The organism is Enterobacter sp. MGH120 (assembly GCF_001037725.1).
GTDB classification, from domain to species: domain Bacteria; phylum Pseudomonadota; class Gammaproteobacteria; order Enterobacterales; family Enterobacteriaceae; genus Enterobacter; species Enterobacter hormaechei_C.
On the sequence record NZ_KQ089940.1, the window covers coordinates 4,215,841 to 4,237,404 of the forward strand.

General features: G+C 56.1%; 18 protein-coding genes. All 18 read right to left on the reverse strand.

From position 1 onward, the window contains the following. Positions 1-26 precede the first annotated feature (26 nt). Positions 27-2,732 (reverse strand): preprotein translocase subunit SecA, encoded by a 2,706-nt coding sequence (secA, locus tag SK54_RS19685; protein WP_048247821.1) that lies wholly within the window; start codon positions 2,730-2,732, stop codon positions 27-29. A 58-nt stretch (positions 2,733-2,790) separates the two neighbouring features. Beyond that, a complete protein-coding gene (gene secM / locus SK54_RS19690; protein WP_032103219.1) occupies positions 2,791-3,294 on the reverse strand; it encodes a secA translation cis-regulator SecM in 504 nt (167 codons plus the stop codon). A gap of 280 nt (positions 3,295-3,574) precedes the next feature. Then, positions 3,575-4,492 carry a UDP-3-O-acyl-N-acetylglucosamine deacetylase gene (gene lpxC / locus SK54_RS19695; RefSeq protein WP_003856337.1) on the reverse strand — a complete coding sequence of 306 codons (918 nt, stop codon included), beginning with the start codon at positions 4,490-4,492 and terminating at the stop codon, positions 3,575-3,577. Positions 4,493-4,593: 101 nt separating this feature from the next. Then, positions 4,594-5,745 (reverse strand): cell division protein FtsZ, encoded by a 1,152-nt coding sequence (ftsZ, locus tag SK54_RS19700; protein WP_003856338.1) that lies wholly within the window; start codon positions 5,743-5,745, stop codon positions 4,594-4,596. A gap of 63 nt (positions 5,746-5,808) precedes the next feature. After that, a complete protein-coding gene (gene ftsA / locus SK54_RS19705) occupies positions 5,809-7,065 on the reverse strand; it encodes a cell division protein FtsA (protein WP_003856340.1) in 1,257 nt (418 codons plus the stop codon). Next, on the reverse strand, positions 7,062-7,904 hold the full coding sequence (ftsQ, locus tag SK54_RS19710) for a cell division protein FtsQ (protein ID WP_003856342.1): 843 nt from the start codon (positions 7,902-7,904) through the stop codon (positions 7,062-7,064). The genes ftsA and ftsQ overlap by 4 nt, the downstream gene beginning before the upstream one ends. Before the next feature lies 1 nt (position 7,905). Beyond that, complete coding sequence (locus SK54_RS19715; protein ID WP_015572671.1) at positions 7,906-8,826, reverse strand: D-alanine--D-alanine ligase; 921 nt, start codon at positions 8,824-8,826, stop codon at positions 7,906-7,908. Beyond that, positions 8,819-10,294, reverse strand: a complete 1,476-nt coding sequence (murC, locus tag SK54_RS19720; RefSeq protein ID WP_003856345.1) for a UDP-N-acetylmuramate--L-alanine ligase — start codon at positions 10,292-10,294, stop codon at positions 8,819-8,821. The genes SK54_RS19715 and murC overlap by 8 nt, the downstream gene beginning before the upstream one ends. A 59-nt stretch (positions 10,295-10,353) precedes the next feature. Continuing rightward, complete coding sequence (gene murG / locus SK54_RS19725) at positions 10,354-11,418, reverse strand: undecaprenyldiphospho-muramoylpentapeptide beta-N-acetylglucosaminyltransferase (RefSeq protein WP_017383783.1); 1,065 nt, start codon at positions 11,416-11,418, stop codon at positions 10,354-10,356. Then, entirely contained in the window at positions 11,415-12,659 is a 1,245-nt protein-coding gene (gene ftsW, locus SK54_RS19730) for a cell division protein FtsW (protein WP_006810115.1), read from the reverse strand. The genes murG and ftsW overlap by 4 nt, the downstream gene beginning before the upstream one ends. Further along, positions 12,659-13,975, reverse strand: coding sequence for a UDP-N-acetylmuramoyl-L-alanine--D-glutamate ligase (gene murD / locus SK54_RS19735; RefSeq protein ID WP_017694517.1), 1,317 nt, complete (start codon positions 13,973-13,975; stop codon positions 12,659-12,661). The genes ftsW and murD overlap by 1 nt, the downstream gene beginning before the upstream one ends. A 2-nt stretch (positions 13,976-13,977) precedes the next feature. After that, on the reverse strand, positions 13,978-15,060 hold the full coding sequence (gene mraY, locus SK54_RS19740) for a phospho-N-acetylmuramoyl-pentapeptide-transferase (protein ID WP_003856353.1): 1,083 nt from the start codon (positions 15,058-15,060) through the stop codon (positions 13,978-13,980). Beyond that, the gene (gene murF / locus SK54_RS19745) at positions 15,054-16,412 is read right to left on the reverse strand and encodes a UDP-N-acetylmuramoyl-tripeptide--D-alanyl-D-alanine ligase (RefSeq protein WP_048247823.1); all 1,359 of its coding nucleotides are present in this window, start codon (positions 16,410-16,412) and stop codon (positions 15,054-15,056) included. Before murF ends, mraY begins: the two co-directional genes overlap by 7 nt. Further along, positions 16,409-17,896: a UDP-N-acetylmuramoyl-L-alanyl-D-glutamate--2,6-diaminopimelate ligase gene (gene murE, locus SK54_RS19750; protein ID WP_048247825.1), complete on the reverse strand. Its 1,488-nt coding sequence runs from the start codon at positions 17,894-17,896 to the stop codon at positions 16,409-16,411. The genes murF and murE overlap by 4 nt, the downstream gene beginning before the upstream one ends. Beyond that, on the reverse strand, positions 17,883-19,649 hold the full coding sequence (gene ftsI / locus SK54_RS19755; protein WP_003856361.1) for a peptidoglycan glycosyltransferase FtsI: 1,767 nt from the start codon (positions 19,647-19,649) through the stop codon (positions 17,883-17,885). Before ftsI ends, murE begins: the two co-directional genes overlap by 14 nt. 15 nt (positions 19,650-19,664) lie before the next feature. Further along, complete coding sequence (ftsL, locus tag SK54_RS19760) at positions 19,665-20,030, reverse strand: cell division protein FtsL (protein WP_003856363.1); 366 nt, start codon at positions 20,028-20,030, stop codon at positions 19,665-19,667. Then, positions 20,027-20,968 carry a 16S rRNA (cytosine(1402)-N(4))-methyltransferase RsmH gene (rsmH, locus tag SK54_RS19765; protein WP_003856366.1) on the reverse strand — a complete coding sequence of 314 codons (942 nt, stop codon included), beginning with the start codon at positions 20,966-20,968 and terminating at the stop codon, positions 20,027-20,029. Before rsmH ends, ftsL begins: the two co-directional genes overlap by 4 nt. A gap of 2 nt (positions 20,969-20,970) precedes the next feature. Further along, the gene (gene mraZ / locus SK54_RS19770; protein ID WP_006810119.1) at positions 20,971-21,429 is read right to left on the reverse strand and encodes a division/cell wall cluster transcriptional repressor MraZ; all 459 of its coding nucleotides are present in this window, start codon (positions 21,427-21,429) and stop codon (positions 20,971-20,973) included. Between the last annotated feature and the right edge of the window lie 135 nt (positions 21,430-21,564).

Consider the following 21,564-nt stretch of genomic DNA (forward strand, 5'->3'; position numbering starts at 1 on the left):
CTGCGCCTTTTCAGTTTGTTATGTTCTTAGCTCAGACGGCCGTGGCACGCCTTGTATTTTTTGCCGGAACCGCATGGGCACGGATCGTTACGACCGACTTTACGATCGCCCGTCTGCGCTGCGATTGCCGCTGCGGCTTCGCTTTCATCGGTCTGATGGCTCAGCTGCTGCATCTGTGCCAGACGCTCAGCTTCTTCACGACGCTGCTGCTCCATCGCTTCCACTTCTTCCGGCATACGCACCTGAACTTTGCTCAGGGTGCTGATGACTTCATACTTCAGCGACTCCAGCATGGCAGCAAACATGGAGAAGGATTCACGCTTGTACTCCTGCTTCGGATCTTTCTGCGCATAACCACGCAGGTGGATACCCTGACGCAGGTAGTCCATTGCCGCCAGATGCTCTTTCCACAGGGAGTCCAGGGTCTGCAACATTACGCCTTTCTCGAAGTGACGCATCATCTCTGCGCCAACCACTTCTTCCTTACGCTTGTAGACGTCCAGCGCGGTTTCGTAGATACGCTCGCGCAGGGTCTCTTCGTGCAGCTCAGGCTCTTTGTCCAGCCACTCTTTGATTGGCAGTTCGAGATCGAAGTCGTTTTTCAGACGTTCCTGCAAACCTTCGATATCCCACATCTCTTCCAGAGACTGCGGCGAAATGTGCGCGTCGATAGTGGCTTTGAACACATCTTCGCGAATGCTGTTGATGGTTTCGCTCACGTCGGACACGTCCAGCAGTTCGTTACGCTGGGTGTAGATCGCACGACGCTGGTCGTTGGCAACGTCATCATATTCCAGCAGCTGCTTACGAATATCGAAGTTGCGGCTTTCTACTTTACGCTGGGCGTTCGCAATCGCTTTGGTAACCCACGGGTGCTCGATCGCTTCGCCAGGTTTCATGCCCAGTTTACGCATCATGCCGGACACACGGTCAGAGGCGAAAATACGCATCAGCGCATCTTCCATAGACAGATAGAAGCGGGAAGAACCGGCATCACCCTGACGGCCCGCACGGCCGCGCAGCTGGTTATCGATACGACGAGATTCATGACGCTCGGTACCAATGATGTGCAGACCACCGGATGCCAGTACCGCGTCGTGACGCACCTGCCAGTCGGCTTTGATCTGCGCGATTTGCTCTGGGGTTGGGTTTTCCAGCTCCGCCACTTCGGCCTGCCAGCTACCGCCGAGCATAATATCGGTACCACGACCCGCCATGTTGGTGGCGATGGTTACGGCAGCCGGGTAACCGGCCTGCGCAACGATATCTGCTTCTTTAGCGTGGAACTTGGCGTTCAGAACGTTGTGTTTGATGCCTGCTTTGGTCAGCTCGTTGGATACCACTTCGGATTTCTCGATGGAGATGGTCCCCACCAGTACCGGCTGGCCCTTCGCGGTACGTTCGCGAATATCTTCAATGATCGCCTGAATTTTTTCCGCTTCAGTCATGTATACCAGGTCCGGCATATCCTTACGGATCATCGGACGGTTGGTAGGTACTACCACGGTATCCAGCTTATAGATGGAGCTGAACTCAAACGCTTCGGTATCTGCGGTACCGGTCATCCCCGCCAGCTTCTCGTACAGACGGAAGTAGTTCTGGAAGGTGATGGATGCCAGCGTCTGGTTTTCGTTTTGAATATCCACGCCTTCTTTCGCTTCCACGGCCTGGTGCAGGCCATCGGACCAGCGACGTCCCTGCATGGTACGGCCGGTGTGTTCATCGACGATGATGACTTCGCCGTCTTTAACGATGTAGTCAACGTCGCGGGTGAACAGGGCGTGCGCGCGCAGTGCAGCCGTTACGTGGTGCATCAGCATGATGTTGCTCGGGGAGTACAGAGACTCGCCCTCTTCCATAATGCCTTCAGCCACCAGCAGCTCTTCGATTTTCACCAGGCCGCGTTCGGTCAGGTTGACCTGACGCGCTTTTTCATCCACGGAGAAGTGACCTTCCCCCTGGAAGGTATCGGAGTCTTCTTTCTCCTGACGCAGCAGGTGAGGAATGATTTTGTCGACTTTACGGTACATCTCGGAGCTGTCTTCGGCCGGGCCGGAGATGATCAGCGGGGTACGCGCTTCATCGATCAGAATGGAGTCAACCTCATCCACCAGCGCATAGTGCAGTTTACGCTGGACGCGCTCTTCCGGGCTGAACGCCATGTTGTCGCGCAGGTAGTCGAAGCCGTATTCGTTGTTGGTGCCGTAGGTGATATCTGCGTTATAGGCTTCACGCTTGGCAGGTGCCGGCAGGCCGGACATGTTAATGCCCACGGTCATGCCGAGGAATTCGAACAGTGGACGGTTGTTTTCTGCGTCGCGCTGCGCCAGATAGTCGTTGACGGTAACAACGTGAACGCCCTTACCCGTCAGCGCATTCAGGTAAGCCGGCAGCGTTGCCGTCAGGGTTTTACCTTCACCGGTACGCATTTCCGCGATGCAGCGCTCGTTGAGCACCATCCCGCCCAGCAGCTGCACGTCGAAGTGACGCATGCCGAACACGCGTTTACTGGCCTCACGTACAACGGCGAAGGCTTCCGGGATCAGGCTTTCTAAGGTTTCACCTTTCTCCAGACGCGCACGGAACTCCGCGGTTTTCGCTTTCAGCTCATCATCAGTGAGCTTCTCCATCGCCGGTTCCATACCGTTGATGACGTTCACAGCTTTGCGCATGCGGCGCAGGGTACGATCGTTACGACTACCAAAAACTTTGGTTAACAATTTGATTAGCATAATAAATTCTCAAACGCCCCAGTCGGGCAGATAAATTAAGGTATTGAAAAAGGTTAATTTAGCTGAGGCGTTGAGGCCCGGCACGGATGCCGTGAACCTGGCTAATCCATGTCGAAACAGAGAAGGATGCAGGGGAAACAAAATCCGTTTGCGCCGTCTGATTTACGGTCACTGGCGGCTGGTTGTCCTGCGTCAGAAGCGCATTAAGCGTATCGAGCAGGGCAAGATGCTGAGCCTGAACCGGCAGCGTTTCTTCCGCAACAGGCATCGTCTGTGGCGCCATCGCGAACGACAGATGGCGGATAACCGTGCGAATCGCGTGCTGCTGCCAGTAATCAACGGAGAAATTAGGACGGCGGCTAGCTTCAAGCCATGCGAGATTAGTGAAGTTAACCCGTGTGGTGAGATCGTGTTTGGTCGTCGTGGAACGTGCTGGCGTGGCCGCGTCTGCGCTGTTGCTGAGCACAGGCAAGCCGAAACTCGCCGCGACCATCCCCAATAAGAGATGCGGCCAGAAGTAACGTCTGCCAAATTGTCGCCAGCGCGTCAGTATTCCGCTCACTTGCTCCACCACGTTCGCCCGCCAGTGCAGGCTGAGTTCAGTTATTCTTTTTTAGCGCCCAGATATTACCACTAAAGCCAATACACGGCAGCAGGAATGACACCTTGCAGCAGGTAAAAACGGTCAATAATGCAGCGAACACACCGTTATTCGGCACCCGACACAGGCCAGGGGTGAGGGGGACAAATTAAAGAAGGGCAGAAATAAAAACGACTGGCTTCCCTGGTCGGAGAGAGTACCAGGTGAACCAGTCGCTTTTCTTACGAAACGGCTTTAACCGTTACGCCAGGACCATAGTCGGGGCTTTGAACGCCAGCGGCAGTTCAGCTTCGTCTTCGAAGGTCACATATTCCCAGGCTTCCTGTTTTGCCAGGACGGCCTGCAACAGTTTGTTGTTCAGTGCATGACCGGATTTAAACGCGGTAAATGCACCAATGATGTTGTGACCACACATGAAGAGGTCGCCGATCGCGTCCAGCATTTTGTGACGAACAAATTCATCTTCAAAACGCAGGCCGTCTTCGTTCAGTACGCGATAATCGTCAACAACGATGGCACAATCGAAGCTGCCGCCCAGGCACAGGCCGCGGGATTGCAGATATTCGATATCACGCATAAAGCCGAAGGTACGTGCTCGGCTGATCTGACGCATGAACGCATCCGCAGAGAAGTTCATCGCATAGCGCTGGGTGCTGGAGTCAATCGCCGGATGGTTAAAATCGATGGTGAAGTCCAACGAGAAACCATTGTACGGTTTGAATTCAGCCCATTTGTCGCCATCTTCGACGCGAACGGTCTCTTTAATGCGAACAAATTTCTTCGCGCAGTTCAGTTCTTCGATGCCGGCATCCAGCAACAAATAAACGAACGGAGCAGCACTCCCGTCCATGATCGGGATTTCTGGCGCATCGACTTCAACCATAATGTTGTCGATACCCAGACCCGCCAGGGCGGCGTTCAGGTGCTCTACGGTAGAAATCCGCACGTCATGCTCGTTCACCAGACAAGTACAGAGCATAGTATCACGCACAGATTTGGCATCGGCCGGAAAATCTACCGGTGGATTCAAGTCGGTGCGACGATAGATGACCCCGGTATTGGCCGGCGCAGGGCGTAACGTCAGTGTGACTTTCTTGCCGGTATGTAAACCGACACCCGTCGCCTGAACGATACGTTTAAGTGTCCTTTGTTTGATCATCGTATAATCTCGCCAAATTAACTATCCAACCGAGAGTGTATATCACTAACGGTGGGCCAGTTTAGCACAAAGAGCGCAAATCCCCAAATTCCAGCCAATTCTTAGTCAGCTTGCTTACGCAGGAACGCCGGGATATCCAGATAATCTGGCTCTTTTGCCGTTTGTGGAGTTGGGTCGTTCACCACTTTCGCAGCGGGTTTTTGCTCCTGAGTCAGAGGCGCCATACCGTGCTGCTGGTAACGATCCATAACCGGCTGCTGAGTCTGTTTGTTGGTCACCAGGGTGATCTCAGGACGCTTGTCCATACCGATACCGGTGGCCACAACGGTCACACGCAGTTCGTCGTTCATTTCCGGATCAAGGGACGTACCGATAACAACGGTCGCGTTGTCAGAGGCGAACGCACGGATGGTGTTACCCACGGTTTCGAACTCATCCAGACGCAGGTCAAAGCCAGCGGTAATGTTGACCAGCACGCCGCGCGCACCAGACAGATCGATATCTTCCAGCAGTGGAGAAGAGATCGCCATTTCAGCGGCTTCTTCCGCACGGTCTTCGCCGCTCGCCACGCCAGAGCCCATCATCGCGTAGCCCATCTCGGACATCACGGTGCGAACGTCTGCAAAGTCAACGTTCATCAGACCTGGACGGGTAATCAGTTCAGCAATACCCTGAACCGCGCCTTTCAGCACGTCGTTTGCCGCGCCAAAGGCGTCCAGCAGAGAGATACCGCGACCCAGCACTTTCAGCAGCTTGTCGTTCGGGATGGTAATCAGAGAGTCCACGTGCTTGGACAGCTCGGTGATACCCTGCTCCGCGAAAGCCATACGCTTCTTACCTTCAAAGTTGAAAGGCTTGGTCACGACAGCAACGGTCAGAATACCTAAATCTTTAGCGACTTCCGCCACAACGGGTGCTGCACCGGTACCTGTACCGCCGCCCATACCCGCTGCGATGAAGACCATGTCTGCACCGTCCAGTGCAGCGCGCAGCGCTTCACGATCTTCTTCTGCCGCGTTGCGGCCCACTTCCGGGTTAGCCCCTGCTCCCAGACCTTTGGTGATGCCACCACCGATCTGAATCGTCTGGCCAACAGCCGTTTTACGCAGCGCCTGCGCATCGGTGTTCACCGCGAAGAATTCAACACCTTCGATGCGCTCGCGCACCATGTGCTCTACGGCGTTACCGCCGCCGCCACCGACGCCGATGACTTTAATCACCGCGTCGTTGGTTAATTCCATAGGTTCAAACATAATCTCTCTCTCCGTTGTGCCTGTCGCCCGAGACCGCTAATTCTCTCCGGTCTCTTAAAAAAATTAAAACTCTTTTCGCAACCAGGTGTTAAGTCGTTTGACCCAAGACCCCACCGAGACGCGTTTTTCCACTTCTGCTTCACCACTCAAATGGGATTCTTTCCCGTAGTGCAGCAGGCCCACGGCCGTTGAGTAATACGGCTCCTGAGCGTAATCCGTTAAACCGGTAATATTCAGCGGCGCACCAATACGCACCTGCGTATGGAACACGCGCTGAGCGCAGGCCGCAAGACCTTCAATTTGCGCTGCCCCGCCGGTTAATACAATCCCCGCCGCGAGATGATGTTTCACACCCTGCTGGCGAAGCTGTTCCTGTAACTGCAAAATCTCTTCGTTGACCAGGTTGAGCAGCTCGGTATAACGCGGCTCAATCACCTCTGCCAGCGTCTGGCGTTGCAGGCTGCGCGGCGGTCGCCCGCCTACGCTCGGCACTTCAACGCTCTCGTCTTTGCCGACGATAGAGCCCAGCGCGCAACCATGGCGCACTTTAATCGCCTCTGCATCGCTCGGTGGCGTACCAAAGGCGTAAGCGATATCGCTGGTCACCACATTCCCGGCGTACGGGATCACTTTGGTGTGGCGTAACGCACCGCCGGTATAGACGGCCATGTCCATTGTACCACCACCAATATCGACCACACAGACGCCCAGTTCACGTTCGTCTTCGGTCAGCACGGAATAGCTCGCGGCAAGACCGGCGAAAATGAGTTGGTCAACTTTCAGGCCACAACGTTCAACGGCTTTTACAATGTTCTTCGCCATATCGTTGTGACATGTGATCAGGTGCACTTTTGCCTGCATACGCACGCCCGACAGACCGACCGGATTCTTGATGCCTTCCTGGTAGTCGATCGCGTATTCCTGCGGGATCACATGCAGCACACGGTGCTCGTCGCGAACACGCACGGATTTCGCCGTGTGGACAACGTTCTCAACGTCTTCCTGCGTCACCTCTTCTTCAGAAATCGGCACCATACCGATTTCATTCTGGCAGCTGATGTGCTTACCAGACAGGGCCAGATAGACAGAGGAAATCTGGCAATCTGCCATCAATTCAGCCTGGTCGATGGCGCGCTGAACGCATTTCACCACCGACTCAAGGTCGTTTACCCCACCTTTATCCATACCACGGGAGGGGCAGCTGCCCACGCCAATGATATTGACCATACCGTCGGGCAGAACTTCCCCTACCAAAGCGGCAACCTTCGCGGTGCCAATCTCCAGTCCTACTACCAATTTTCTGTCCGTCGACTTGATCATTGTTGTTCTGCCTGTACCTGTGCCTGATTTTGTTGCTGATTAGGTTCCTCGACCGGAGCCGGCTCCCAACCGACTGCTGCGCCTGAGTCATAGCGCAAATCAACGTAGCTTATCCGTTTGCCATCCGTCTGCGCCTGCTGCTGTAAAACCGGGTAAAGTTCTACAAAACGCGCCAGACGTTTCATTGTGTCGCCGCGGCCAAGATTGAGCTTAATGCCATTCGTTAGGGTCAACTGCCAGGAACGGCGCGCCGTCATCGCAGCATCTTTTAACGTAAAGCGATCCTTAGCCAGCACCTGCCCCATCTCACGAAAACCCTGCAATACTTCGTTTTCGCTGCCTTCCGGGCCATACAACATCGGTAAATTCTGCTTGTTGACACGATCGCTCGGGACGCTGAACGAATTTCCGTCTACGTCAACCATATGCTGATCATTCCAACGCGCAATCGGCACATATTCAACCAGATGAATCTTCAATTCATCAGGCCATTGTTTTCTGACACTCGCCTGTTTTATCCACGGCAGACGTTCAATCTGACTCTGGATAATGTTGACGTCCTGCGTCATAAAGGTGCCAGGCGACCCAAGCGCCAGAATCGACTGGCGAATGTCATCGTTACGCGTGTAGTGTCGCTCCCCGGTCACCACCAGCTTCGACAGCGGCAACCGCTGCGCGTCTTCCATCCAGCCCAGCACCATCCAGCCGCTGATAAACACGGTGCACAGCACCCCGAGCAGGAAGATGATCCCTGCAAGACGCGTTCCATTACTCCGGCGCGAAGAGGAGTATTCTTCTTCGTCATCGCGGTTGCGCGTGTTCAATGCAGCCTGAGACATATCAGCCCGCCTGGTCCAGAATACGTACGACTAACTGCGAGAAGCTCATTCCCGCCTGACGCGCCGCCATCGGCACAAGGCTATGGCTGGTCATACCCGGAGACGTGTTTGCTTCCAGCAGATAAAATTGCCCGTCACCGTCAAGCATCACGTCAATGCGTCCCCAGCCACGACATCCCAGCACATTCCAGGCTTTAAGCACCAGAGACTGTAATTCGGCCTCACGCTCTGCTTCAAGACCCGCTGGGCAGAAATATTGCGTCTCATCAGAGAGATACTTCGCCTCATAATCATAGAAGACTCCGGCGGGTTGGATGCGAATTGACGGTAAAATTTCTTCGCCAAGCATCGCGACGGTAAATTCCGGCCCGCTAAGCCATTTTTCAATCAGAACTTCTTCATCATGTTGAAATGCCAGTGCTAAAGCGTCAGCCAAATCTACAGCTTTATCGACTTTAGACATTCCCACGCTCGACCCTTCACGGCTCGGCTTCACAATAACCGGTAAGCCCAGTGCCGCAATGCGTGTATTAACGCTGTCCGACAGACCCATTTCATATTCACGACGCGTCAGTGCAACCCATGGCGCAACGGGCAGGTCCGCCCCCTGCCACAGCAGTTTGCTGCGCAGTTTATCCATGGAGATGGCGGATGCCATCACGCCGCTGCCGGTGTACGGCATACCGATCAGCTCCAGCAGCCCCTGCAACGTGCCGTCTTCACCGCCGCGACCGTGCAACGCGATGAAGGCTTTATCGAAGCCCATCGCTTTCAGCTGCGTAACGTCCACCTCTTTCGGATCAACCGGATGCGCGTCCACGCCACCTTCACGCAGGCCCGCCAGCACGGCAGCGCCCGAATTCAGAGAAACCTCGCGTTCGGCGGAAGTGCCGCCAAACAGGACAGCAATCTTATCAGCCATGACGCTCGTCCTCCTGAGTTTGCGGCTTCAGTTTGATTTCAGCTAAGGTACGGGCGATTTTGCCGATATTTCCCGCGCCCTGAATCAGGATCAGATCGTTACCCGTCAGGACCGGGGCAAGCATTTCAGCCACCTGCGCCGGGTCGGGAACCAGAATAGGATCCACTTTACCGCGTCCACGGATGGTACGACATAAAGAACGACTGTCCGCACCCGGAATCGGAGTTTCACCCGCTGCATAAACATCCAGCATCAGCAGGGTATCGACCTGCGAAAGGACGTTGGCAAAATCGTCATACAGATCGCGGGTACGCGTGTAACGGTGCGGCTGGAAGATCATGACCAGATTCTTTTCCGGCCAGCCCGCGCGTGCCGCTTTGATGGTTGCGTCCACTTCCGTCGGATGGTGACCGTAGTCATCCACCAGCATCGCAGACCCTGGCTTACCGTTTACCGGCTCCAGCGGGAATTCACCGAGGAAGTCGAAGCGACGGCCCGTCCCCTGGAAGCTCTCCAGTGCGCGCAGGATCGCTTCATCGTCAATGCCTTCTTCTGTCGCAACAGCCACCGCCGCTGCCGCATTCAGGGCGTTGTGACGTCCCGGAGCGTTCAGGGTGACATGCAGCAGGTCTTTATCCTGACGCGCGAGGGTGAAATGCCCCTGCGCACCGATCTGCTTGTAATCTTCTACGCGTACATCCGCGTCTTCGCTGAAGCCGTAGGTCGTAATTTGACGCCCGACGCGCGGCAGCAGCTCGCGAATAACCGGATCGTCCACGCACATCACCGCACGGCCATAGAACGGCAGGTTGTGCAGGAAGTTAATAAAGGTCTGCTTTAAGTTCTCGAAGTCGCCCTGGTAAGTGTCCATATGGTCAGCTTCGATGTTGGTGACGATCGCCACCATCGGCTGTAGATGCAGGAACGACGCATCGCTCTCATCCGCTTCCGCAATCAGATAACGGCTGTGGCCCAGACGCGCATGCACGCCAGCGGCTTTCACCAGACCACCGTTAACGAACGTCGGGTCGAGACCCGCTTCCGCATAAATGCTGGAGACCATCGCTGTTGTGGTGGTTTTACCGTGCGTACCGGCCACCGCAATGCCGTGACGGAAACGCATCAGTTCCGCCAGCATTTCCGCGCGACGGATCACCGGGATGCGCGCCTCATGCGCCGCAACGATTTCCGGGTTATCCGCGGAGATAGCGCTGGACACCACAACCACGCTCGCATCGCTCACGTTTTCCGGGCGATGATTGAAATAGATAGTCGCCCCCAGCGACGCCAGCTGCTGCGTAACAGGGTTTGGCGCCAGGTCAGACCCGCTGATCTGATAGCCTTCGTTAGCTAACACTTCGGCAATACCGCCCATGCCAGCACCACCGATGCCGACAAAGTGAATGTGCCGGACGCGACGCATCTCGGGCACGATAGAACGCAGTTTTGCCAGTTGTTGTGTATTCATTCTCTAAACGCCATCGACTACTTCAAAAAAATCGTGCAGCGCAACACGCACTGCGAGAATTATGCCTGGGCTGCCAGGCTCACTTCTTTTGCCACCCGTTCCGTTGCATCCGGGATAGCGGTCGCGCGTGCGCGTTGCGCCATCTCCAGTAATACATCCCGGTTCCAGCCCGCCAGGGTAGTGGCGACCGCATCAGCGGTAAATTGTGGCTGCTCAAAAATCTTCGCTGCGCCCGCTTTCTCAAGCGGCAGCGCATTCCAGTACTGCTGTCGGTCTTTGTGCTGGAACGGCACAAACAGCGCCGGTAAACCGGCGGCGGCGATTTCGCTCACCGTCAGCGCGCCCGAGCGACAGACCACAACATCGGCCCAGGCATAGGCTGCGGCCATATCATCAATAAATTCAGTCACTTTATGCTGCGGCTGACCTTCCTGCACGTAGGCCTGCTCAACGGTCTGCTGAGCGCCCTTCCCGCTCTGGTGCCAGATGGTCACCGCATCACCCAGTTTTGCCGCAACCTGCGGCATCGTCTGGTTTAAAATACGTGCGCCCTGGGAACCGCCGACGACCAGCACGCGCACCGGCCCTTCGCGACCCGCCAGACGCGTATCTGGCAGCGGCAGCGCCAGCACGTCCACACGTACCGGATTCCCTACGACATCCGCTTTCGGGAATGCCCCGGGGAAGGCCTGCATAACTTTGGTGGCGATTTTTGCCAGCCATTTGTTGGTCAACCCGGCAATACCGTTCTGCTCATGCAGAACAACGGGGATGCCCAGTGACCACGCCGCCAGTCCGCCCGGACCGGAAACGTAACCGCCCATGCCCAGAACGACGTCAGGCTTAAAACGCTTCATAATGGCGCGCGCCTGACGCCAGGCATTGAAAATGCGCACCGGCGCCAGCAGCTGCGCCTTGATCCCTTTGCCACGAAGGCCAGAAATACGAATAAAGTCGATCTCGATACCGTGTTTAGGTACCAGATCGGCTTCCATGCGGTCTGCGGTTCCCAGCCAGCGTACCTGCCAGCCCTGTTCCATTAAATGGTGCGCAACCGCCAGTCCCGGGAACACGTGTCCACCGGTACCGCCTGCCATCACCATTAACCGCTTCGGTTGATTCATCGTGAACCTCGTGTAAACGCCTGAGCTTTCTCCAGACGCGTTTCATAATCTATGCGTAACAAAAACATGATGGCCGTCGACATGATCAGCAGACTCGAACCACCATAACTGATCAACGGCAACGTCAGACCTTTGGTCGGCAGCATACCCGCTGCCGCCCCAACGTTTACCAGCGCCTGGAAGCTAAACCAGATACCAATTGAGCAGGCCAGGAAACCGGAGAAGCGGTGATCGATCTCCAGCGCTTTCCGGCCAATCGACATGGCGCGGAAAGCGACGAAGAATACCATTAATAGCGCCAATACCACACCGATATAACCCAGTTCTTCCCCAATAATGGAGAAGATGAAGTCGGTGTGCGCCTCCGGTAAATACTCCAGTTTTTGTACCGAGTTGCCCAGGCCTTGACCCCAGACTTCGCCGCGGCCAAACGCCATCAGCGACTGCGTCAGCTGGTAACCGCTGCCGAACGGATCTTCCCATGGGTTCCAGAACGAGGTCACACGGCGGATACGGTAGGGCTCGGCGAGGATCAGCAGCACCACCGCCGAAATCCCCATCCCGATGATGGCAATGAACTGCCACAGTTTTGCGCCCGCCAGGAACAGCATCGCCAGCGTAGTGACAAACAGTACGACTACCGTACCGAGGTCGGGCTGCGCCAGCAGCAGGATCGCGAGGACCAGAATCACGCCCATCGGTTTTAAGAAGCCACGAAGGTTGTTACGAACTTCGTCAACTTTACGCACCAGGTAGTTAGCCAGGTAGCAGAACAACGACAGTTTGGTGAACTCCGCGGGCTGAATACGCAGTGGGCCAAAGGCAATCCAGCGTGATGCCCCGTTAACGGAGCTCCCGACAACCAGAACGATCAACAGCATGATGATTGAGGCGATGAGCATGGCTGTACTGTGCCGCTGCCAGAACGACATCGGCAGGCGTAAGGTGATCATTGCCAGGCAGAACGCGAGAATGATGTACAGCCCGTCACGCTTGGCAAACAGGAACGGGTCGTTTGCCAGACGCTGTCCGACAGGCATTGACGCCGAGGTGACCATAATAAAGCCGATCGCCGCCAGCCCCAGCGTGAGCCAAAACAGCGTGCGGTCGTACATGATCAGGCTGTCGGAATCTTTATCCCGGGAAGCCATCACCCAGCCTTTCAGCGCCGTAAACAGCCATACCAGGATACCAAATCCTGGCAGGCGCGGCATTTTCAGGCGAGGGAGAGATAAACGCATCAGCCTAACTCCTTCGCCAGGCGGGTAAAGACATCACCCCGCTGTTCGAAACTCTTGAATTGATCGAGGCTGGCACAGGCTGGTGAGAGCAGTACCATATCGCCGGGCTTCACGCGTGGGGCGATGAGGCGCATCGCCTGCTCCATGGTCTCGGTTTGCTCGGCGACTTCAGGACGCAACGCTGCCAGCTCGCTGCCATCGCGGCCAAAGCAATACAGGCGCACGTTATCACCGTTGAGGTACTGCTTTAGCGAGGAGAAGTCAGCCGATTTACCGTCGCCGCCCAGCAGCAGGTATAGCGTGCCATCAACGTGCAAACCGTTCAGTGCCGCCTCGGTGCTACCCACGTTGGTCGCTTTGGAATCATTAATCCAGCGTACGCCGTTGTGCTCCAGCGCCAGCTGGAAGCGGTGCGCCAGGCCGGTAAAGGTGGTGAGCGCCTTCAGGCTTGAAGATCGCGGCAGGCCAACGGCATCCGCCAGCGCCAGCGCCGCCAGAGCATTGGTGTAGTTATGCTGGCCGGAGAGCATCATCTCTTTCACGTTCAGCACTTTCTCACCTTTCACGCGTAGCCAGGTTTCGCCCTGCTGACGATTAAGGTGATAGTCACCCATGTTAATACCGAAGCTAATGCAGCGTTCGTCTGCGCCGCGCACCGGCATGGTGAGTGCATCATCGGCATTCACTACGCAAACTTTGGCATTTTCATAAACGCGCAGTTTGGCCGCACGGTACTGCTGCAAGCCGAACGGGTATCTGTCCATATGATCTTCGGTGACGTTTAGGATCGTCGCCGCCGCCGCATGCAGGCTTGAAGTGGTTTCCAGCTGGAAGCTGGAAAGCTCAAGGACGAACAGCTCACACCCTTTATCAAGCAGCATCAGAGCGGGCAGACCAATGTTACCGCCCACGCCGACATTTTTGCCCGCCGCCTTCGCCATTTCCCCCACCAGCGTGGTGACGGTGCTTTTACCGTTTGAACCGGTAATGGCGACGATCGGGGCCTGCGCCTCCCGGCAGAACAGTTCGATATCGCCGACAATCTCAACGCCCGCATCCGCGGCGGCGCTCAGGGAAGGATGCGCCAGCGCCATACCGGGGCTGGCAACAATCAGATCGGCGGCCAGCAGCCACTCATCATTCAGACCACCCAGGTGGCGTTCAACCTGCTCCGGCAGCTTGTCCAGACCCGACGGAGAGACGCGCGTATCCATCACGCGCGGCGTCACGCCACGCGCAAGGAAAAAGTCCACGCAGGAGAGGCCGGTGAGGCCTAACCCGATGATAACGACTTTTTTGCCCTGGTAATCTGCCATGATTAACGTACCTTCAGCGTTGCCAGGCCAATCAGCACCAGCATCAGCGAAATAATCCAGAAGCGCACAATGACGCGCGGCTCCGGCCAGCCTTTCAGTTCATAGTGGTGGTGAATCGGTGCCATACGGAAGATGCGCTGACCGCGCAGCTTGAAGGAACCGACCTGCAAAATCACCGACAGCGTCTCAACCACAAACACACCGCCCATGATCACCAGCAGGAACTCCTGACGCAGCAGCACGGCGATAATGCCCAGCGCGCCGCCCAGCGCCAGTGAACCGACGTCGCCCATAAAGACCTGCGCCGGATAGGTGTTAAACCACAGGAAGCCCAGCCCCGCCCCGACAATCGCCGTACAGACGATCACCAGCTCACCCGCATGTCGCAGGTACGGGATGTGCAGGTAGTTTGCAAAGTTCATGTTACCGGTCGCCCACGCCACCAGCGCGAAACCGCCCGCGACAAACACGGTTGGCATGATGGCCAGGCCGTCCAGACCATCGGTCAGGTTGACGGCATTGCCGGTGCCGACGATCACAAAGTAAGCCAGCAGAATGTAGAACAGCCCCAATTGCGGCATCACGTCTTTGAAGAACGGCACCACCAGCTCGGTGGCCGGGGTGTCTTTTCCTGCCAGATAAAGCGCGAAGGCCACGCCCAGCGCAATCACCGACATCCAGAAATACTTCCAGCGGGCGATCAAACCTTTGGTGTCTTTGCGCACGACTTTGCGGTAGTCATCAACAAAACCGATGATCCCATAGCCAACCAGCACGGTCAGCACGCACCAGACGTAGGGGTTAGACGGATAGGCCCACAGCAGAACGGACACCACAATCGCGGTCAGGATCATGATCCCGCCCATGGTCGGCGTACCGCGCTTGCTGAAGTGCGATTCCGGACCATCGTTGCGTACAACCTGGCCGAAAGAGAGTTTTTGCAGACGGGCAATCATGCGCGGGCCCATCCACAGCGAGATGAACAGCGCAGTCAGCAGGCTGACGATGGCGCGAAACGTCAGATAGGAAAAGACGTTAAAGCCTGAGTAATATTTGACCAAATGTTCGGCCAGCCAAACTAACATGTCCCGTTCTCCTGTAATGCGTGCACAACCTCTTCCATGGCGGCACTACGTGAACCTTTAACTAAAACAGTCACAATCTGTTTTTCTGTAATCAATGCCTTCAGGCGTTCGATCAGTGCAGATTTATCGGCAAAATGTTCGCCAACTTCACTGGCATCGGAAATGGCCTTGCTCAGCGTGCCTGCGCTCAATACGCGGTCAAGCCCGGCGGCTTTCGCCGCTTCACCCACCTGAACATGGCAGGCTTCGCTTTCATCACCCAGCTCGGCCATATCGCCCACAACCATCACGCGATAGCCCGGCATCTCAGACAAGACCTGCACGGCCGCCGTCATGGAGCCGACGTTAGCGTTGTAGGAGTCATCCAGCAGAAGTTTGTTTTCAGCCAGCTGGATCGGGAAAAGACGCCCCGGCACGGCTTTTAAATTTGCCAGACCTGCTTTGATCGCCGCGTGTGAGGCACCTACCGCCATTGAGAGCGCTGTCGCAGCAAGCGCATTGGCAATGTTATGACGACCGGGCAGGGGCAGCAGCACCTCGATGTCGCCCGTTGGGGTCGTGAGGGTGAACTCGGTGCCGTATGACGTCACATGAATGTTGGTCGCCGAAAAATCACTGTTTGCCGCATTCGGTGAGAAGCGCCAGGTTTTGCGTGAACCAATGATGCTCTGCCAGTTCAGCCAGTCGTTGTTATCGGCGTTCATAATGGCGATGCCGTCATCCGGCAGTCCGGTATAAATTTCACCTTTCGCTTTCGCCACACCGGCCAGCGAACCAAAACCTTCAAGATGTGCCGCCGCCAGGTTATTCACCAGCGCCGCTTCCGGACGCGTCAGGCTCACGGTCCAGGCGATTTCGCCCTGATGGTTAGCCCCTAACTCAATCACCGCATATTCATGCTCGTGGGTCAGGCGCAGCAGCGTCATCGGTACACCGATGTCATTATTAAGGTTGCCCGCCGTATAAAGCGTGTTACCGCACTGGTTAAGGATCGCCGCCGTCATCTCTTTAACGGAGGTTTTACCCGACGAGCCCGTCAGCGCCACGACGCGTGTTGGCACCTGCTGGCGAACCCATGCCGCCAGCTCGCCAAACGCCAGGCGCGTATCTTTCACCACAATCTGCGGCAAATCGATATCGAGCTTACGGCTGACCAGCAGCGCGCCCGCGCCGTTATCTTTAGCCTGTTGCGCAAAATCGTGGGCGTCAAAACGCTCGCCCTTCAGCGCCACAAACAGGCAGCCCGCCGTCACCTTACGGGTGTCGGTGGTCACAGCCTCAATGGTTAGATCCTGACCATGCAGCATCCCCTGCAATACCGCAGCGGCCTGGCTTAACGTAATGCTAATCATGCCACCACTCCCAGCAGACGCGCTGCCGTCACGCGGTCGGAGTAATCCAGACGACGATTGCCGACGATCTGATAATCTTCATGACCTTTACCGGCCAGCAGAACCACATCGTTCTCCTGCGCCTGCATAATGGCGTTAGTCACGGCCTCCGCACGGCCTTCAACCACGCGCGCACGACCCGCATCCAGCATGCCTGCCAGAATGTCATTGATAATGGCCCGCGGCTCTTCGGTACGCGGGTTGTCATCGGTTACCACGGGAATATCCGCGAACTGCTCAGCGATGGCGCCCATCAGCGGACGTTTGCCCTTGTCGCGATCGCCACCGCAGCCAAACACGCACCAGAGCTTGCCTGCGCAGTGCAGACGCGCCGCTTCCAGCGCTTTTTCCAGCGCATCCGGCGTGTGCGCGTAATCCACAACCACCGTCGGCTTGCCCGGCGCGCTGAACACTTCCATGCGGCCACAGACCGGTTGCAAACGCTCAGACGTCTTCAGCAGATCCGCCATCGGGTAGCCCAGCGCCAGCAGCGTCGCCAGCGCCAGCAGCAGGTTACTGACGTTAAAGGCTCCCATCAGGCGGCTTTCAATTTCACCTTCGCCCCAGGTGGAAGCGAAGCGGATCGTCGCCCCACTATCGTGGTAGTTCACCTCGACCGCCTTCAGCCAGCGGCCACGGCAGTTCGGATTAATGTGATCTTCCATCGACACCGCCACCGCATCCGGCAGTTTTTCCAGCCAGCGGCGACCGACTTCGTCGTCGGCGTTAATGATCGCCTGCCCATGGTGGTGAGTGGAATAAAGCAGCCATTTCGCCGCTTCGTAGTGCTCCATATCACCATGATAATCAAGGTGATCGCGGCTCAGGTTAGTAAAGACAGAGGCAGCAAATTTCAGGGCCGCCACGCGATGTTGTACCAGACCATGAGAAGAGACTTCCATCGCAGCGAAGGTCGCACCCTGCTCAGCGAGGCCTGCCAGCACACGCTGCACGTCAACCGCAGAGCCTGTGGTGTTTTCCGTCGGGCTTACTTTGCCCAGAAGACCGTTCCCCACCGTGCCCATGACGGCACCGGTTTCGCCCAGCAGCTGCGCCCACTGTGCCATCAGCTGAGTGGTGGTGGTTTTTCCGTTGGTTCCTGTCACGCCAACCAGCTGTAACTGGTCGGAAGGTTCGTTGTAAAAACGTCCTGCCAGCGCGGAGAGACGCTCATTCAGCTGGCTGAGATAGATGACCGGCACGCCGTGCATTTCACGGATCTCACCGTCTGTTGCCTCATCTTTGGCCTCAGCAATAATGGCAGCAACACCTTGCGCAATCGCCTGCGGGATATAACGACGCCCGTCCGCCTGATGACCCACTACTGCCACAAAAAGATCGCCAGAAGCCGCTACGCGGCTGTCCAGTACCATCTCTCGCAGTGCTCGCGCAGGTAGCATAGGCACCCACGGAGCAAGAAGGTCGCGCAAATTACGATCTGCCACCTGTTCCCTCGCCTTGATTAATTACAAATTCACTTTTTTCGCCCGTCGCCAGCGCATCCGGTTCAATGTTCATGGTGCGCAACACGCCGCCCATAATAGCCCCGAACACAGGCGCGGAGACGGCGCCGCCGTAGTATTTACCCGCCTGCGGATCGTTGATGACGACCACCAGTGCAAAACGCGGATTGCTTGCAGGCGCTACGCCTGCGGTATAGGCAATGTATTTGTTGATATAGCGGCCGTCCGGCCCCACTTTTTTCGCTGTACCGGTTTTAATGGCGATACGATAGCCCTTAATTGCGGCCTTCACGCCGCCACCGCCAGGTAACGCGACGCTTTCCATCATATGCACGACGGTACGAACGATAGATTCCGGGAAAACACGTTCCCCCGGAACCGGTGGATCAACTTTGGTGATCGACAGCGGACGATAAATGCCATAGCTGCCAATCGTTGCGTAGACTCGCGCTAACTGTAAGGGAGTTACCATTAGCCCGTAGCCGAAAGAGAAGGTGGCCCTCTCTATGTCAGACCACCGTTGTTTTTGAGGATATAAGCCACTGCGTTCTCCGACCAACCCCAAATTGGTCGCCTTTCCCAGCCCAAAACGTGAGTAAGTATCTACTAACGCTGAGGACGGCATCGCTAACGCCAGTTTTGACACACCGACGTTACTCGACTTCTGTAAGACCCCGGTCAGGGTCAGTTCGCTGTAACGTGCCACGTCTTTGATTTCGTGACCGTTAATTCGATAAGGAATCGTATTCAGAACGGTATTTTCGTTGACGATGCCTCGCTGTAGAGCCGTCATCACCACCATAGGTTTTACGGTTGAGCCGGGTTCAAACACATCGGTGATGGAGCGGTTACGCATTGCATCTTTTGCTGTACCGGCAAAATTATTCGGGTTGTATGAGGGGCTACTGGCCATCGCCAGCACTTCACCTGTCGCCACATCCACTAGCACGGCGCTGCCCGATTCCGCCTTGTTAAACGCGACGGCGTTGTTCAGCTCACGATAGACCAGCGCCTGCAAGCGTTCATCAATACTCAGGGCCAGGTTGTGCGCGGCCTGGCTGTCTGTCGAGGAAATGTCTTCAATGACGCGACCATAGCGGTCTTTACGCACGATTCGCTCGCCAGGCTGGCCGGTAAGCCACTTGTCGAAGCTTTTTTCAACGCCCTCAATCCCCTGGCTATCCACGTTGGTAAAGCCAATCAGGTGCGCGGTGACTTCGCCCGAAGGATAGTAACGGCGGGATTCTTCCCGCAGATGAATGCCGGGCAGCTTCAGTTTCTTAATGTAGTCAGCCATGTCAGGGTTCACCTGACGGGCAAGATAGATAAAGCGCCCTTTCGGGTTGGCGTTAACGCGCGACGCCAGCTGATCCAGCGGCATTTTCAACGCGTCTGACAGCGCCTTCCAGCGGTTATCAAGGGTGATCCCGCCTGCATCGTGTAACTCTTTCGGATCGGCCCAGATCGCCTTCACCGGCACGCTCACCGCCAGCGGACGGCCGGAACGATCGGTGATCATCCCACGAGAGGTAGAAACTTCCTGCACGCGCAGAGAACGCATATCACCCTGACGTACCAGCATGTCAGGCGCGATGATTTGTAGCCACGCCACGCGTCCCAGCAGGAAACCCAGCGCCAGTAAAATGCAGCCGCAAAGCAACGCAAAACGCCAACTGACAAAGTTGGCCTGTTCTTCCTGGCGTTTTGGTTTTAGCGTTTTTGCCGCTGCTTTCATGCGTCGCGTTTTCCCTTATTTTTGTACTACGATATTTTCCTGCGAAGGATCAACATGCTGTAATTGCAGTTTTTCCGTTGCGATCCGTTCAACCCGGCTGTGATCGCCGAGCGCGTTTTCTTCAAGGATCAGATTTCGCCATTCAATATCCAGCGCATCGCGTTCCAGTACCATCTGTTCGCGCTGCGCAGTTAATAAACGGGTATGGTGAGCGGTGGTGACCACCATGACTGCCGTCACAATGATGCAAATGAACAAGCAGAGTGGCAGCTTCCCAAACCGCAAAAGATCGTCGCCGATCACGCCAGGCAAGGCATGGCGCTCGTTGCTTCCTAACGATCCCTTAACTTTGCTTAGGGTCTCTGTCACTCTGCTGATCATGCGTTCGTCCTCTCTGCAATACGCAGCACTGAACTACGGGCACGTGGATTCTCTGCCACCTCTTCTTCGCCCGGCATCAACTTGCCTAATGCTCGCAACTGACGGCCTCCCAGCTTTCTGAGTTGTTCTTCCGTCATCGGCAACCCAGCTGGAACCTGTGGACCGCGGCTCTGTTCACGCATAAAGCGTTTTACGATGCGATCTTCCAGCGAATGGAAGCTGATGATGGATAACCGCCCACCCGGGGCCAGCACGTCGAGCGAGCTTTTTAGCGCCAGCTCTATTTCCTCCAGTTCACTGTTTACCCAGATACGAACCGCCTGGAAGGTACGGGTCGCAGGATGTTTGTGCTTGTCCTTCACCGGCGTTGCCGCCGCGATGACTTCTGCCAGCTCTTTGGTACGGGTCATTGGCTCAACGCGGTTGCGCTCCACGATGGCGCGCGCAATACGTTTGCCAAAGCGTTCTTCACCGAAGGTTTTGATTACCCAGGCAATATCCGCTTCGTCAGCAGTTTGTAACCATTCAGCGGCAGACTGGCCGCGAGTGGGGTCCATACGCATATCCAGCGGCCCATCACGCATAAAGGAGAAGCCGCGTTCTGCATCATCAAGCTGTGGTGAAGAGACGCCAAGATCGAGGAGAATCCCGTCGATCTTGCCGGTCAGGCCGCGCTCAGCGACATAATCCGCAAGCGCAGAGAAAGGTCCATGCACGATGGAAAAGCGAGGATCATCGATGGTTTGCGCAACGGCAATCGCCTGCGGATCGCGGTCAATTGCCAGCAGGCGTCCTTCCGCTCCAAGCTGGGAGAGGATCAAACGCGAGTGACCACCGCGACCAAAAGTGCCATCAATATAGATGCCGTCTGGACGAATATTCAGGCCGTTAACGGCCTCATCCAGCAGCACCGTTGTATGTTTATAATTTTCCATCATATTTATAGAGACAAGTCCCGCAGCCGTTCCGATAATGTTGCGGAATCAGACTGCTCAGCGTCGATATCTTCCTTGACCTGTTGATACCAGGTCGTTTCGTCCCACAGTTCAAACTTGTTGAACTGCCCGACCAGCATCACTTCTTTAGTCAGACCGGCGTGTTGCCGCAACACAGGCGCAATCAATAATCGCCCGGCGCTATCCATCTGACATTCACTGGCATGTCCCAATAACAACCGCTGCACGCGGCGTTCTTGCGGGTTCATGCTCGACAGTCGCGACAGCTTTTGCTCAATGATTTCCCATTCAGGCAAAGGGTAAAGCAGCAGGCAGGGGGAGTTGATGTCAATGGTGCAAACCAGTTGACCCGAAGCGTTCTCAATCAGCTGGTCGCGGTATCGGGTTGGTACCGATAAACGCCCTTTGCTGTCGAGATTGACTAACGTTGCTCCACGGAACATGCCAGCCTCACCCCTCCTCACCACTTTAACCCACAAATTCCCACCTGAAGGAGTTTACGGAGCGAGGGAAAAGCTTGTCAAGCCAGGACTCTCTCTATACCGGCGCGAAAGCACCGTATTTACAGAGCAAGAGTG